General features: G+C 35.7%; 15 protein-coding genes and 1 pseudogene. 11 read left to right on the top strand and 5 right to left on the bottom strand.

Going from position 1 to position 14,880, the window contains the following annotated elements; translation table 11 throughout:
* The first annotated feature begins 204 nt into the window (after window positions 1–204).
* From NKG37_RS00630 to NKG37_RS00620, 3 genes are read left to right on the top strand one after another with little or no spacing between them, the layout of a single operon-like run.
* On the top strand, window positions 205–1,500 hold the full coding sequence (locus NKG37_RS00630; protein ID WP_016202417.1) for an EAL domain-containing protein: 1,296 nt from the start codon (window positions 205–207) through the stop codon (window positions 1,498–1,500).
* 22 nt (window positions 1,501–1,522) lie between these two features.
* Window positions 1,523–1,960, top strand: a complete 438-nt coding sequence (locus tag NKG37_RS00625) for a DUF86 domain-containing protein (RefSeq protein WP_016202416.1) — start codon at window positions 1,523–1,525, stop codon at window positions 1,958–1,960.
* 28 nt (window positions 1,961–1,988) lie between these two features.
* Window positions 1,989–2,765 carry a TIGR01457 family HAD-type hydrolase gene (locus NKG37_RS00620; RefSeq protein ID WP_169189020.1) on the top strand — a complete coding sequence of 259 codons (777 nt, stop codon included), beginning with the start codon at window positions 1,989–1,991 and terminating at the stop codon, window positions 2,763–2,765.
* A gap of 80 nt (window positions 2,766–2,845) precedes the next feature.
* On the opposite strand, the gene NKG37_RS00615 is transcribed toward NKG37_RS00620, so the two are convergent.
* Window positions 2,846–3,337, bottom strand: a complete 492-nt coding sequence (locus tag NKG37_RS00615; RefSeq protein WP_101729214.1) for a phosphatidylglycerophosphatase A family protein — start codon at window positions 3,335–3,337, stop codon at window positions 2,846–2,848.
* A 192-nt stretch (window positions 3,338–3,529) separates the two neighbouring features.
* Between NKG37_RS00615 and yutH the strand changes: the two genes are divergently transcribed.
* The 5 genes from yutH (at window position 3,530) to thrB (ending at window position 9,865) form a co-directional block, all read left to right on the top strand.
* Complete coding sequence (yutH, locus tag NKG37_RS00610; RefSeq protein ID WP_016202412.1) at window positions 3,530–4,531, top strand: spore coat putative kinase YutH; 1,002 nt, start codon at window positions 3,530–3,532, stop codon at window positions 4,529–4,531.
* Window positions 4,532–5,192: 661 nt separating this feature from the next.
* On the top strand, window positions 5,193–6,308 hold the full coding sequence (locus NKG37_RS00605; RefSeq protein WP_169188410.1) for an IS4 family transposase: 1,116 nt from the start codon (window positions 5,193–5,195) through the stop codon (window positions 6,306–6,308).
* A 283-nt stretch (window positions 6,309–6,591) separates the two neighbouring features.
* The gene (locus NKG37_RS00600) at window positions 6,592–7,887 is read left to right on the top strand and encodes a homoserine dehydrogenase (RefSeq protein ID WP_169189019.1); all 1,296 of its coding nucleotides are present in this window, start codon (window positions 6,592–6,594) and stop codon (window positions 7,885–7,887) included.
* Window positions 7,887–8,948, top strand: coding sequence for a threonine synthase (gene thrC, locus NKG37_RS00595; RefSeq protein WP_101729212.1), 1,062 nt, complete (start codon window positions 7,887–7,889; stop codon window positions 8,946–8,948). The genes NKG37_RS00600 and thrC overlap by 1 nt, the downstream gene beginning before the upstream one ends.
* Window positions 8,945–9,865 (top strand): homoserine kinase, encoded by a 921-nt coding sequence (gene thrB, locus NKG37_RS00590; RefSeq protein WP_016202409.1) that lies wholly within the window; start codon window positions 8,945–8,947, stop codon window positions 9,863–9,865. Before thrC ends, thrB begins: the two co-directional genes overlap by 4 nt.
* 57 nt (window positions 9,866–9,922) lie before the next feature.
* On the opposite strand, the gene NKG37_RS00585 is transcribed toward thrB, so the two are convergent.
* Entirely contained in the window at window positions 9,923–10,159 is a 237-nt protein-coding gene (locus NKG37_RS00585; RefSeq protein WP_016202408.1) for a NifU family protein, read from the bottom strand.
* 212 nt (window positions 10,160–10,371) lie between these two features.
* On the opposite strand from NKG37_RS00585, the gene NKG37_RS00580 reads away from it, so the two are divergent.
* Window positions 10,372–10,695, top strand: a complete 324-nt coding sequence (locus NKG37_RS00580) for a YuzD family protein (RefSeq protein WP_016202407.1) — start codon at window positions 10,372–10,374, stop codon at window positions 10,693–10,695.
* A gap of 52 nt (window positions 10,696–10,747) precedes the next feature.
* Here NKG37_RS00580 and NKG37_RS00575 read toward each other — a convergent pair whose 3' ends face one another.
* Window positions 10,748–11,821 carry an NAD(P)/FAD-dependent oxidoreductase gene (locus NKG37_RS00575; protein ID WP_016202406.1) on the bottom strand — a complete coding sequence of 358 codons (1,074 nt, stop codon included), beginning with the start codon at window positions 11,819–11,821 and terminating at the stop codon, window positions 10,748–10,750.
* Between the two features lie 203 nt (window positions 11,822–12,024).
* On the opposite strand from NKG37_RS00575, the pseudogene NKG37_RS00570 reads away from it, so the two are divergent.
* Window positions 12,025–12,261: pseudogene (locus tag NKG37_RS00570) on the top strand (YuzB family protein).
* Between the two features lie 58 nt (window positions 12,262–12,319).
* On the opposite strand, the gene NKG37_RS00565 reads toward NKG37_RS00570, so the two are convergent.
* A complete protein-coding gene (locus tag NKG37_RS00565) occupies window positions 12,320–13,006 on the bottom strand; it encodes a DUF2225 domain-containing protein (protein ID WP_101729211.1) in 687 nt (228 codons plus the stop codon).
* 367 nt (window positions 13,007–13,373) lie between these two features.
* Between NKG37_RS00565 and NKG37_RS00560 the strand changes: the two genes are divergently transcribed.
* Entirely contained in the window at window positions 13,374–13,685 is a 312-nt protein-coding gene (locus NKG37_RS00560) for a HesB/IscA family protein (RefSeq protein ID WP_051993900.1), read from the top strand.
* Window positions 13,686–13,843: 158 nt separating this feature from the next.
* Here the strand turns inward: NKG37_RS00560 and NKG37_RS00555 are convergent, their stop codons facing one another.
* Complete coding sequence (locus tag NKG37_RS00555; RefSeq protein WP_016202402.1) at window positions 13,844–14,836, bottom strand: NAD(P)/FAD-dependent oxidoreductase; 993 nt, start codon at window positions 14,834–14,836, stop codon at window positions 13,844–13,846.
* Window positions 14,837–14,880: the final 44 nt, after the last annotated feature.

Below are 14,880 nucleotides of genomic sequence, written 5' to 3'. Positions count from 1 at the left end.
ATGGCTCTGTTTAGCAGGGGAAGGACTTTCTCCCTAAACAAAGCCATGCATGTTTTTCTTTTTACATTTAAAAATTCCTAATGTGACTTTTTGCTTCTAAATTAAATGTTAGCTTTGTAAGGGTAGAAGTAAAGGGAAGTCCATCTATAGAGAAATAATTGCTTTAGTGACAGAAAAAGTTGGCTTTTTGAGAGGAATGGAGCTATGAAATATCAAGAGACTGTATATGCTAGGTTATTGAATTGGGGGAAATTATTCCTTCCAGCAAAATGTATAAAGTATTTTCCCCCATCATTTGTTCTACGAGACCCGATCATTCATCAAGTAGAAAAAGCGATGAATAATGGATATGAAGTAGCCGTTATTGTGATGGATATAACGAATTTACATAGGATAAAGCAACAGTTAGAGACAGAGGATTTTTTTCATTATATCCGAGTGCTAAAAAAATCGTTTCGTACAACGATACAATCAACTGTTTCTAATGAAATCATTGCTATTCATGATTATAATCCGAACGGATTGACCATGTTTATTAGATGGGAGCAAGGAACTGAGTGTTTGGCCATGCTAGATGGCTTAGTAAAAAAAATTATACATAATGTTGAAAGTGGCTTGCGTGCCTCGGGAAGTATTCACCCAGTATTTAATACAGGGTACATGTTTATTGAGAAAAAATATACCTATCTTTCTGAAGCCATTCAAACCGCTCATGAATTTGCGCTTGCCATGGCTCATAAAAGATCAGATACAGAATTCAATAAATTAGTCTATACATTAAGCGATATTGTAGCCAATAAAAGCATCCACTTATTGGCCCAACCTATTATGGATGTAGAAACAAATAAAATTCATGCCTGTGAAATGCTGACGAGGGGACCTAAAGGAACTTCATTAGAAAATCCTCTTCAACTCTTTTCCTTAGCAAGGCAAACGAAGTTTTTGTACGAGCTTGAAATGATTGTTCTCGAAAAAGCTTTTGAACAAATTCAGCAAACAAAATGGCGGCATAATATCTTTATTAACTTCACACCGGTTACAATAGGGAATCCTCGGTTTATTAAAGATATTAAAGCAGTTATTCGTCGATTTAAAGGGATTTCTCCCCAAAAAATTACGATTGAAATTACAGAAAGAGATTCTTTTGAAGGGTTAGAGCATTTTACTAATAATCTCAAAGTATTAAGAATGCTTGGTTTTTTAATCGCAGTTGATGATACAGGGGCAGGGTATGCAAGTTTAAATTCAATTAGTGAAATTATGCCAGATATTATCAAAATCGACCGCTCTGTTATTCAAAATATTGATAAAAATTCAGTAAAAGAATCGATGTTAAAAGGACTGCTTCTTATAGCAAAAGAAGTTGGATCTGTTGTGGTTGCAGAAGGAATCGAAAGTGCAGAGGAAGCCTCTATTTTATCGAAGAATAAAGTCGACTTAGCTCAAGGATATTTCTATGCCAAGCCTACTAGTTTAAGCAATCATTTACAAATCTCATAAGGCACGAAAGGAGTAATGGAATATGTATTTTGTGGACCGAGAAAAAATAGAAGAACAGTTAACCTATTACCATGAGCTTATCAGTCAGTTTGAAAAACAAGATACTTGGAGTACATTTCTGGAAAAGGTGGCACTTGAGAGGATTACCCATATGATGATTGAAGTCATTTTGGACGTGGGAAATAGTATGATTGATGGTTTTATTATGAGAGATCCCGGAAGTTATGATGACATTGTAGATATACTTATCGATGAAAAAGTTATTACACAGGAAATAGGGGAAGATATTAAGGGACTAATTCTTTGGAGAAAACAGCTTGTTCATCAGTATACGAATATTGATCATACGGGACTAGTTTCTGCATTTGAAGCGAAGATGCTTTCCATAAAAGCATTTCCCCCATCTGTAAGTAACTATTTAACGCATGAACTAGGGCCTGTTTCTGCATTTAAAAATTAATATCTAGCAGTGAAAGGATTTTTTATCAATGAAAGCATATAGAGGATATTTAATTGATTTAGATGGTACTATGTATAGAGGAACAGAGGTTATTGCGGAGGCAGCTGAATTTGTCAAACAATTAATTGCGGCGCAAATTCCCTATTTATATGTAACGAACAATTCAACGAAAACACCAGAACAGGTAGCGCAAAAGCTGAGAGAATTTCAGATACCAGCAAAAGCGAATGAAGTATTTACTTCCGCCATGGCATCCGCTAATTATATTGCTGAAAAATCCCCAGGAGCAAGAGTATTTATGATTGGGGAAGAAGGCCTTCAACGAGCATTAGTGGATAAGGACTTGAAGCTAGTGGAAGATTCAGAAGATGTTGATTATGTGGTTGCTGGGCTTGATCAGCAGATTACCTATGAAAAATTAACAGTAGCATGCTTGGCTGTTCGAAATGGAGCAAAGTTTGTGATTACAAATGGTGATACAGCGTTGCCAAGTGAACGGGGTTTATTGCCAGGAAATGGGGCTTTAACTTCTGTCATTTCTGTAAGTACACAACAACAACCAGTCGTTGTTGGAAAACCAGAATCTATTATCATTAACCAAGCAATAAAATTATTGAACTTACCTAAAGAGGATGTTTTAATGGTAGGAGATAATTATCAAACCGATATTATGGCAGGTATCAATGCAAATATGGATACTCTTCTTGTCCATACAGGTGTTACAACGAAAGCGCAATTAAGTAGTTATTCCGTCCAGCCGGCTTATACAGTAGATAGTTTAAGTGAGTGGGTCATAAAAAAATAATGACAATAATAAAAAGAGGACGTTTCAATACCATACAGGGTTTGAAACGTCCTTTTTTGTAAAGCATTCAACTTCTTGACTTATTCCTCCCCTTTAGCACGGTGGGCTAGTCTACTTGAAGCAGCTGCTGCTATGGCACCGACAATGTCATCTAAAAAAGTATGACATTCACCAGTACTCTTATCATTTAACTTTTGTAAAATACCCGGTTTTAATTTATCTACATATCCGTAATTTGTAAATCCAATTGAGCCATAGACATTCACAATAGAAAAGGCAAGTACTTCATCTACCCCATAAAGACCTTCATCAGTTTCCACTATTTCTTGAAGGGGAGATTCTAAAAGCTTCTTTTCTGCCAGCACATCTAATTGAATTCCTGTAATAATAGCATTTTGAACCTCTCTTTTTGAAAGTACTCTTTCCACATTGTGAATACAGTCTTCCATTTGTAAATCTTTATGATACTTCTCTTGTAAAAGAAAAACAAGCTTCGCAATATCTTCTATGTCAACTCCGCGTTCATGTAACCACTTTCTAGCTGTTTTTTCTGTTAGGTCTTTTAATGACATGAACTTCACCTTTTCTTTATTTATTCACTATGTATTCACAGTGTTTATTATTATATGCACAATCATTGATAAATGTTCCTCTACTCCTATTGTTTCCAGGAACTTACTTTTCATTAATTTAATCCTCTTAACAAGTTTTAACAGTCTCAATCATATACTCCTAAAAGAGAGGGAAATGAGGAGGAGGAGAAATTGATTCAGAATATTTTATCTTCAAAGTATGGGATTGATGTGGAAGAGGAAACTAGAATTGGCCACTACGAAGCTTGTATTAGTCAAGGGAGACTATATACACTTGTTCCTGTAGGGAGTATAGACGAAGAAGAGCTAGACGAAAGAGACCAAATAGCTGCACATATATATCAGACTGGAGATCGACATGTCAGTATGTTATTAGAGACTAAAGAAGGCACAAAACAAACAGAAATGAATGAGCAACACTTTTGTGTACTTATTAATGATCGAATACGTCCATTTCAATCTCGACAATTAGGACGGAAACTGGGAAAGTTTCATTTTAGAGGAAGAACCGTTCAATTTGGTGTCCAAAAAATAAGTAGGATGGGACAATGGAAAAGTATGTGGGAACAAAGAATGGATCAAATGGAAGGTTTCTGGAACAGTATGTTATATAAACAACCAGAAAGTGACTTTGATAAATTATTTTTAGAGTCTTTTCCCTATTATATGGGAATTGCTGAGAATGCCATTCAATATCTTGTGGACACAGAATTAGATGATGATCCGAGCGCTGTAGATAGTGGTACGATTTGTTATAACCGTTTTACCAAAGATACATGGGCAGGAGAATATTATATCAAAAATCCATTTGACTGGGTTTTTGATCACTGTGGTAGAGATCTTGCTGAATGGACAAGAGATCGCTATTTTAGAAATATTAAAACATATCATAGAGAAGTGAAGACGTTTTATGAGGAATATCAAAGTGTCATGCCATTAAGCTCTTTTGCATGGAGATTAATATATGCCAGACTGTTATTCCCTATCCATTATGTTGAATGTGTAGAAAATTATTATTCTGCTACACATGAAGCAGACCAATTATTCTTAGAAGAAAAGTTAAAGAAAATGCTCAATCAATCAAGGGATTTAGAAATTTTTCTAAAGGAATTTTACCAAAATACAGAAGTACCAGTTAAAACAATGAAAATACCTATTGTTTCCTGGCTGTGAATAATGGGGAGAAGCAATGGTTATAGAAGATCTTGTTAAAATCACATTTTATGTTTTTAATAAGGTCTTTTTATATTTCATTAGGCTGTTTTCTAAAGGATTGATGTTTATTCGATAGGAAAAAAGAATTAGTTGGAAAATGGAGCAGCCGGAATACACGAAGACGAAGCGGAGGTGGCTTAAGCTTAGCCCACGGAAAGCGAAGTGTATTCCGGCAGCGGGTAATCGAAACAAACTTTATGAAAACAGCCTTTCATTAAAAGAATATATAGATTAGAGTGCGTTATATCTAGGGAGAAGAAAAGGTAACAGCAAAGATGATTAATCTAAACCTTCGCTCACATGTAAACATAATAGAGCGGAAAAACCATTAAAAAATATAAAATGTAAATAAAAATCTAAATATACATAAAATTTATAATTTTCCTTTTAGATTATTATCATCTTCCTATATAATGGATTCAATAAGTAAACGAGCATTCTTTTGATTTTTTTTAGAATAAATACATATATATTCTATCACTAGTGTTGCATTAATTTAATTTCACTATTAAAAATACTCGAAATGTTCACTTTTATTATTTTATGCATAGAAAAAGTCCTTTATAATGGATAAGTCAGGTGGTAACCCGTCCAAATCCACTAAAAAAGGACCAATCTCATGGACAAGATTACACGAAAAACTTCATTTGGACAATGGTTTTCGCCAATTAATCTTCAATTATTTGAAGAACAGGTGAAAACATTGAAATTAGATTGCTATACGAAAAAGTTAACGACAGAATCATTCCTAAAACTATTACTTTTTGCACAATTAGAAGAAGTTGAAAGTCTTCATGCGTTAAGTGATTGCCTTTTTGATGATCATCTTCAAAAGGAAATCGACCTTGATTCTATAAGCATTTCTCAGCTCTCGCGCCGTTTAAATGGTCTAAATCCAGATTTGTTTCAAAGACTTTTCCTTGATTTAGTCGGACAAATTCACGCCAAAACACACTACACAAAACTTGTCATGCCGTTAAAAATTATTGATTCAAGTACTTTGCCACTAAATTTGACCAATCATAAATGGGCGAAGTTCCGCAAAACTAAGGCAGGCGTAAAGTTACACTTACGCCTTGTATTTATGGAAAAGGGAGAATCCTATCCCGAAAAAGCCGTGATGACAACGGCAAGCGAACACGATCGTGGTCAACTTGAGATTATGGTTGACGATAAAGAATGCATGTATGTGTTTGACCGAGGTTATCTAGACTACGAGCGTTTTGATCGCATGACCGATGAAGGCTACTTTTTTCTTTCTAGGCTACGAAAAAACGCAGTCGTACGGGAGGTTTATGATTTTAAACTACCCAAGGATTCATCTGTTTTGTCGGATCAAATGGTGTTGATTGGTACAACTCAAAACCGAGCTGAAAACTATTTTCGACTTCTAAAAATAATAGATTCAAAAGGTAATGAACTTCATTTAATCACAAATCGTTTTGACTTAAGCGCCGAAGAAATATCGGAAATGTATAAATCACGATGGGCAATTGAGCTGTTTTTTAAATGGATTAAACAACATCTCAATATCAAGAAATTCTACGGTCAAAGTGAATGGGCGATTCAAAATCAAGTGTTTATCGCACTTATTGTTTTTTGTCTTCATGTTCTGGTACAACTCGAAACAAAAAGTAAGCGGAAAACCTTGCAAATTAGCCGTTATTTAAGGGCAGCATTGTGGAAACCAGCACATGTCTGGCTTCGCAAAATTGAAGGAAAAGCCATCCCTTAATCAACAAATTGTTGTCGTTGCACAGGTCTAATTGTAAATAAATTTCCAAATGGACAGGAGCCGCCTTTAGAAAGGTAATTACTTTTTTGGCTCTAAGTAGAGTAAACAATTAAACTGAAAATTATGACACTATTTACGCAACACTAGTGATATTCTATTTATAAAATAGAAATTTTTAAAGAATGTATAAACACCCCTTGTAAAAAAAGGATTCAAACACTATAATGTCTACTATACAAAGACAGTTGTTCTTGTAAAAAGAACATCAGCGGGAGGTAAACAGATGGAGACAATCTCAATTGGACTACTCGGATTAGGAACTGTTGGATCGGGTGTTGTGAAAATTATTGAAAATCATCAGGATAAAATTATGCATCAAGTTGGATGCCCAGTGAAAGTGAGAAAAATTCTTGTCAAAAATATCAATAAAGAGAGAGATGTTGAGTTAACAGATATTCTCTTAACGGGTGATGCAAATGACATTTTGGATGATCCTGAAATAGATGTGGTAATTGAAGTAATGGGTGGGATTGAAGAGACAAAGAATATCTTACTTAAAGCGTTAAATAACAAAAAGCAAGTAGTGACAGCCAATAAGGATTTAATGGCTGTACATGGGGCGGAACTTTTACAAGCAGCGTCCCATAATAATTGTGATTTATTTTATGAGGCTAGTGTTGCAGGGGGAATTCCGATTCTAAGAGGTTTAGTTGATGGATTAGCCTCAGATCGAATCGTTAAATTAATGGGAATTGTCAACGGGACAACTAATTTTATATTAACAAAGATGAGCCAGCAACAAAGAGCGTATGAAGATGTCCTAGCAGAAGCACAAGAATTAGGATTTGCAGAAAGTGATCCTACGTCAGATGTGGAAGGCCTAGATGCAGCAAGAAAAATGACTATTTTGGCAACACTTGGTTTTTCTATGAATATTGGCTTAGAAGATGTAAAAGTACAGGGGATTTCTAATGTAACAGATGAAGATATCCTGTATGGAAAGCAGTTAGGCTATACAATGAAGCTCATTGGCATTGCACAAAGGAACGAAGAAAAAGTAGAGGTTAGTGTGCAGCCAACTTTTATTGTAGATAGTCATCCATTGGCATCTGTTCATAATGAATACAATGCTGTATATGTGTACGGGGAAGCGGTTGGACAAACAATGTTTTATGGGCCAGGAGCTGGTAGTTTGCCTACAGCAACTGCTGTTGTATCTGATTTAATGAATGTATTGAAAAATATGAGATTAGGTGTAAATGGAAAAGGTGCCATTGCTCCACAATTTAAAAAGAAGCTAAAAGAACCAGATGAAATGTTCTCAAAATATTTCTTACGGTTACAGGTGAAAGATGAGGTTGGTGTGTTTGCTGAAATTACCTCCATCTTCTCGCAACACGGAGTAAGCTTTGAAAAGATTCTTCAATTGCCAGTGAAGGAAAAAGGATTAGCGGAAATTGTCTTAGTTACCCATCATGCTTCTTTATTAAACTATGAAAATATTTTATTAGAATTAAGCGATTTAGCATCTGTGCGAACAGTAAAAAGTTCTTATCGAGTTGAGGGAGGAATAAAGTAATGAGATGGAAGGGCCTTTTAGAAGAATATAAGGAATATTTACCAATAAATGAATCTACACCAATGTTAACACTGAATGAAGGAAATACTCCACTTATCAAGCTGGAAAAGTTGTCTGCAGAATGGGGAGTAGAGTTGTACGTAAAAACAGAAGGAACAAATCCAACTGGCTCATTTAAAGATAGAGGTATGGTAATGGCTGTTGCCAAAGCAAAGGAAGAAGGAAACTCAACAGTTATCTGTGCATCTACTGGAAATACATCAGCAGCAGCAGCAGCTTATGCTACACGTGCAGGAATGCGCTGTATTGTTGTTATACCTGAAGGGAAAATAGCGATGGGGAAACTCGCACAAGCCGTCATGTATGGTGCAGAGATTATTGCCATTGAGGGGAACTTTGATCAAGCTTTGCAAATGGTTCGAAAAATAAGTGAAACAGAACCAGTTGCACTTGTAAACTCTGTAAATCCATACCGATTAGAAGGGCAAAAAACAGCTGCATTTGAATTATGTGATCAATTGGGAGGAGCACCGGATATCTTAGCAATTCCAGTTGGAAATGCTGGGAATATTAGTGCCTATTGGAAAGGATTTAAAGAATATCACGAAGTAAAGCAAACGGGACTGCCTAAAATTCATGGCTTTGAGGCAGCGGGGGCAGCAGCGATTGTGCATAATCGGGTGTTTGAGAATCCAGAAACGATTGCTACAGCAATTCGTATCGGTAATCCAGCAAGCTGGAAGTTAGCTGTTCAAGCGCAAGAAGAGTCAAATGGAATTATAGATGAAGTAACAGATGAAGAGATTGTGGCTGCATATCGTGCGATTGCTGCTAAAGAAGGCGTTTTTGCTGAACCAGGTTCCTGTGCGTCTATTGCAGGTGTGTATAAACATATCCAAAATGGAAAAATTCCAAAGGGCAGCAAAATAGTAGCCATTCTTACAGGAAATGGCTTGAAGGATCCAAATACAGCTATCGATGTGAGTCCATTAAAACCAGTAGTGCTGCCTAATGATGAGAAAGCAGTCGCTAATCATATTAAAGGAGTCGTTCATATATGAACGAAGGTGAGATGTTACTGATTAAAGTTCCGGCAAGCACCGCAAACTTAGGTCCAGGCTTTGATAGTATTGGATTAGCGTTAAACTTATATTTAACATTGGAAGTTGCTCGAAGTGAATGTTGGGAGGTTATTCCGTTAACAGAGGAGCTGAAGGAATTTCCAAATGATGAAAGTAATTTCATTATTCGAACAGCAATCGAAGTTGCGAAGACATTTGAAACTATTCTTGCCCCTTGTCAGATTAAAGTTGACAGCAATATTCCTTTAGCAAGGGGACTAGGATCTAGCGCTTCTGCTATTGTTGCCGGAATTGAGCTAGCTGATCAAGTGGGGAATTTGCAGCTGACTAAACAACAGAAGTTTGAAATTGCCTCCAAAATGGAGGGTCATCCAGATAATGTTGGTGCGAGTATTTTTGGTGGATTAGTTATTGGCTGTCAAATAGGAGAAGAAGTGGATGCAGAAATCATTCATTCCATAGATTTAGATGTGTTGGCGGTCATTCCAGAAGAAGAGCTCTTAACGAAATCATCGCGGGGAGTATTGCCAAGCTCTCTTTCTTTTGGAGAAGCTGTTTCAGCAGGTGCCGTCTCCAATTTGCTAGTTGCAGCTCTGTTAACAGGCAATTTAAAGCTTGCAGGCAAGATGATGAAACAGGACAAGTACCATCAACCATATCGAAAAGAGCTTGTTCCACATTTGCAAATAATGGAGGAACAGGCCTATAAGCTTGGTGCATATGGTGTGGCTTTAAGTGGGGCAGGACCAACGGTGTTATGCTTTGTAAAGCCTGGAGAAATGGATTCGTTAATGGAAGGATTAACGGCTATACTACCTGAAATGTGTTTTCTACCTTTGGAAATAGATAAGGAAGGAAGTATTTGTTCTGGAGCTATTGCAACAGAGATTAAATAAGGAAAAGAGGATGCAATCGCATCCTCTTTCTCTTTCTGCTTTTCAATGTAGGAAGGATTAAAATACTTGCTCTACTTCATAAACGCCTGGTACTTCTTCTAATAAAGCACGCTCAATACCAGCTTTTAAAGTAATGGTAGAGCTTGGGCAGCTTCCGCAAGCACCTAGTAAGCGTAGCTTAACAATACCATCCTCAACATCAACTAATTCACAGTCTCCACCATCTCTTAAAAGGAATGGACGTAATTTATCTAGTACTTCTTGTACTTGTTCTTTTATTTCAACTTCTTGCATACATATCGACTCCTTTCCTATTATTTATTATAATCACATTAGGATAAAAAATCTATAATCAAGGAACACGAATTAAATAAACAATAAATGGATAGGTTGCAGATAATAGCAACAAACTTTACGAAAACAGCCAATGGATAAATAAAAAGGCACTATTATGAGTGTTGAAATATAGGATTAGCAAGCGTGTCTATATAAGGGGGAGATTTTATTTGAAAAAAGAAATTGAAGTAAGTATATATGGTGCAGATCAAATTTGTGCAAGCTGTGTTAATTTGCCATCCTCTAAAGATACATATGAATGGCTACAAGCTGCCTTAAGTAGAAAATTTCCAGAACAAACTTTTCACATTAATTACTATGATATTTTTCAAGCTAATTACGAGGAAGATAAAAATGAATTTTGCCGGAAAATTATTGATGAAGATTTGTTTTATCCAGTAGTCGTAATTGAAGGAGAGATTGTTGGTGAAGGCAATCCAAAATTGAAGAAAATATATGAGGAATTTAAGAAATACGGATATACGAGTATATAAATAGAAATAAAGAGTGCTGTTTTCCTATTGAAAACAGCACTCTAGTGCGTTATTAGTCAGTAATTTTATTTTTTTTATTTTTATCTTTCCATAAGACTCCGTGTTTAATTAAACGGGGAATTCTTCCTGTTAAAGCAGTTTTGGCAATGAGACCAAAACCGACTTTTTTTCCTAATGATCCAAGGACTCCTTTTAGCTTTATTGGAGGCAAATGATCTGGAAGTACTTTCCCTTTCCATCTTGATGTCAGGACAAAGGCAATTTGTTCTGCTTGACCTTCAGCAAGCTGTGCACTTGGGGGATGCTTTAAACTAGCACAATCGCCGACAACAAACACACGATCATTATTAGGAAGGTGATGATACTTTGATAAGGTAATTCGTCCTTTCTTATCTTTTTCCACATCTAGTGTTCGTACTATTTTATTTGGCTGTATGCCAGCAGTCCAAACAATGCAGTCAAAAGGAATCGGGCTTCCATGGTTATAAACGATATCCTCTTCTATACGCGTAATTACACTGTTTTTAATAACAATTACTTTTTTGTCCTTAAACCATCGTTCTACATAATTTCTTACTTTTTTAGGATAGGAAGATAGTATAGCATCCCCACGATCGAAAAGTGATATTTGTAACTTACTACTTTCAGCTAATTCAGCTGCTAATTCCACTCCACTTAATCCACCGCCAATAATAGCTATCTTTGCTCCCTCAGGTAAGTGGCGGAGCTGCTTATGTGTACGTTTAGATTTACTTATGGTTTGAATGCTATGAGTGTATTTTTCTGCACCTTCGACTTGATGATAATTGTCTTCACAGCCAAGTCCAATAATTAAATCATCGTATTCAATTGGATTTTTTCCCGTCAACCAAACTTTATTATTGTGTAAATCAATTTTTTCCACTTCTGCTTGTATTAGGCTTACTTGAGGGTGATTAGGAAAAGGAATTTGTAGGCTCTTATCATGAACAGTACCAGCGGCAATTGCATAATATTCTGTCTTAAGAAAGTGAAATGGTACTTTATCTATTAAGATGACCATTAAATCATATGGTAAATGAGGTATGATGGAGGATAAAACGCGCATACCGCCATATCCACCACCTAATATTACTAATTTTTTCATTCTTTCCCCCCTTTAATATAAGCGCAAAGATATCTATAGCGATATAAATCGTCCATAAAAGTCGGAGCTTCTCCTTAGAGTATATTAAAAGATTAGGACAGTTTATTCGTTTTTACAGTAGGAAAATGGCTTTTTCTCTTTAGTATTCTTTGCAACAATTCCAAGAAAAAACTAGTATAATTTACAGGAGAGAGGTGAGACGTTTGTTTAAACCATTGATCGAATTTTGTCTTAGTAACCTTTCATCTGGTGCTTACTAAGCGAAAGAAATGCTTGAGCAGGATGAAACGGTAGATGTTATTGAGTATGGCTGCTTAAGTTATTGTGGACAATGTGGAGAAGCGTTATTTGCTCTCGTAGATGGAGAAGTAATAACAGGAGAAGATTCGAAAGATCTGGTGAAAAATATTTATCAATATTTAGAAGAAAACCCTTTTTAATAAAAACAGTTTAAATCAGCGGCGAGAAGAAAAAATTAACCCACTGATTTAAACTGTTTTATATGAAAGTTTTTTGGTAATCTCTCATTTCCTGCCAACTTTCTTTGGCAAGCTTCACAATTTGTGTTTCCACTGTTCTACTTTGTTGCTCGATTACTTTCGAAAAATATTTAGTAGCCTTTTCAAGATTATTCGTACGCTTAGAAAGATCTGCTATTAAATAAATCGTTCTTAATTCTGATACTTGGGTCCCTTGGTAATCACCAACCGAATAGGAGGTCTCATATTCTGATAATGCAAGGTTTATAAAACGCATTTCCTGGTCTGTATTATTTAACATCCGATAATGCCATGCAATTCGCAGATGAAGACCTGCGAGGGTAATATGCTTGTCCTTCCGTAAAGATGCGCAATAAGCGGCTAACTTATAAGTTTTAACACTATCTTCTATACTACGCACCTCACCAAATGAATGAGGAATCCATTGGGAACATACTTTTTCAATCAGCATCATTTTACTATCGGGAGAAAAAGAAGGAACTGTATCATCACTGTAAGAAAAGCCACAAGCTGGGCAAACATTTATGAAATAAAGGAGAGGATTATGCTCAGCGTAAATAGGAAAAAAATCTGTATCTAATTTCTCCAATTTAACAAATCTTGAACGTAATTTTTTTGTAGTAAATTTAGTATGACAAAGCAAACAAGTGCATTGTTTATCATATAATGGTTCAATTTTGTTCAAGTTGCTCACTCCTTTGTCTGATGGGTAATAAGGCGCATTCGCTATATACTATTATACATTACAGTGAGTAATACTCCTTATACAAATATTATAAATAGGTAAAAAGTCTTTGTTTTGAGTATCTGTCGGTTTTAGTGGGAAAGGAAAACGGATAAATTTGTATTTATGATGAGGTAACAAATGATTATTTTGCAAATACTTGCAACAATACGTAACCTTTTGTTACTAGGTTTTACACAAGTCCCTTCAGTTGAGTAGTTGGGAATAGAGGTATATAATAAAAAATAATGATACGTTGAAAGGAGAATGGACAGTGACAGAAGAAATTGTACACATAACAGAAGCCGCTGCTCTTCAAATAAAAGAAATGATGAAGGAAAATGACGAAGAAAATTCTTATTTAAGAGTAGCAGTAAAAGGTGGAGGCTGCAGTGGTTTATCTTATGGAATGGGCTTTTCACCAGAAAAAGAAGAGAATGATCAATTGTTTGAGCAATTTGGTATTCGTGTTTTAGTAGATCAAAACGATGGTCCAATTCTAAAAGGAACAAAAATTGATTACAAACAATCTCTAATGGGTGGAGGCTTCACCATCGATAATCCAAATGCGATTGCTTCATGCGGTTGTGGGTCATCTTTCCGTACAGCAAAAGTGGCTGGGACACCTGAAGAGTGCTAATTACGAAGAGCTGAATAATGAACACGACTATTCAATTAGATGATAGTCGTGTTTTTTGTTAGCAACAAATAAAATACTGTTATCAATCTTTGTTTTTTCAAGAGCAATTCAATGAATTGTGAAAAAGAAGCAAAAGATTGTCCTCCGTCTTAGTAGGTTTATTTAAATAAAGAAGTACTATGAAGCGGTTGTACTCGCGCTTTCGGATCCATATATGTTTTGGCATTATTAACAGCTGTAGGTGCTTCGCCGAATCCAGTAGCAATTAATTTTACTTTTCCGTCATATGTGCAGATATCGCCTGCAGCATAGATACCTGGAATATTCGTTTCCATTTTGCTGTTAACAACAATGGAGTTCTTTTGAATATCAAAGCCCCATTCTTTAATTGGACCTAAGGAAGAAACAAATCCGTAGTTTACAATGACTGCATCTACATCAATAATTTCTTTTTCTTGTGTTGTTACATTCTCAAGAATAACTTGTTTAATCTCCTCATCTCCCACTAATTCAGAAGGAATATAAGGTGTTTTAATGTTAACTTTTGAATTTTTAAGGTTTTCTACGCTATGCTCATGTGCACGGAATTTATCGCGTCTATGTGCTAGATAAACGGTATCAGCAATAGGCTCTAGCATTAATGCCCAGTCTACGGCAGAATCCCCACCGCCAAACACCATTACTTTTTTTCCTGCAAATTGATTTAAGTCATTGATAAAGTAATGAAGGTTTTTTCCTTCAAATTCTTTTGCTTGCTCCAATTCTAATCTACGAGGTTGGAATGCTCCGTTTCCAGCTGTAATAATAATTGTTTTGGAATAATGTACTTCTTTATCTGTAGTGATTTTGAAAATACCATCCCCTTGTTTTTCAACCGTTTGAACAGCTTGTTCTAGCACGATAGACTGTTCAAATTTTTTCATTTGCTCTTCTAAGTTATCAACTAACTCTTGAGCGCGAATTTTCGGAAATCCAGCAATATCATATATATATTTTTCAGGATAGAGTGCTGTAAGCTGACCGCCAAGTGCAGGGAGACTTTCAATGATTTTGACGGTTGCTTGTCTCATCCCTCCATAGAAAGCAGTGAACATTCCAACAGGTCCACCACCAATAACTGTAATATCATAAATGGTTTGATTTTCTTCCAATTTTCCTAAACCCTCCTAATAAAGATTGATTCTACAAGCTATCA

It is taken from the genome of Niallia sp. RD1 (genome assembly GCF_024219955.1).
Classification (GTDB): domain Bacteria; phylum Bacillota; class Bacilli; order Bacillales; family Cytobacillaceae; genus Niallia; species Niallia alba.
Note: the sequence above shows the minus strand (reverse complement) of the source record. Positions and strands in the feature narration are given on the sequence as shown.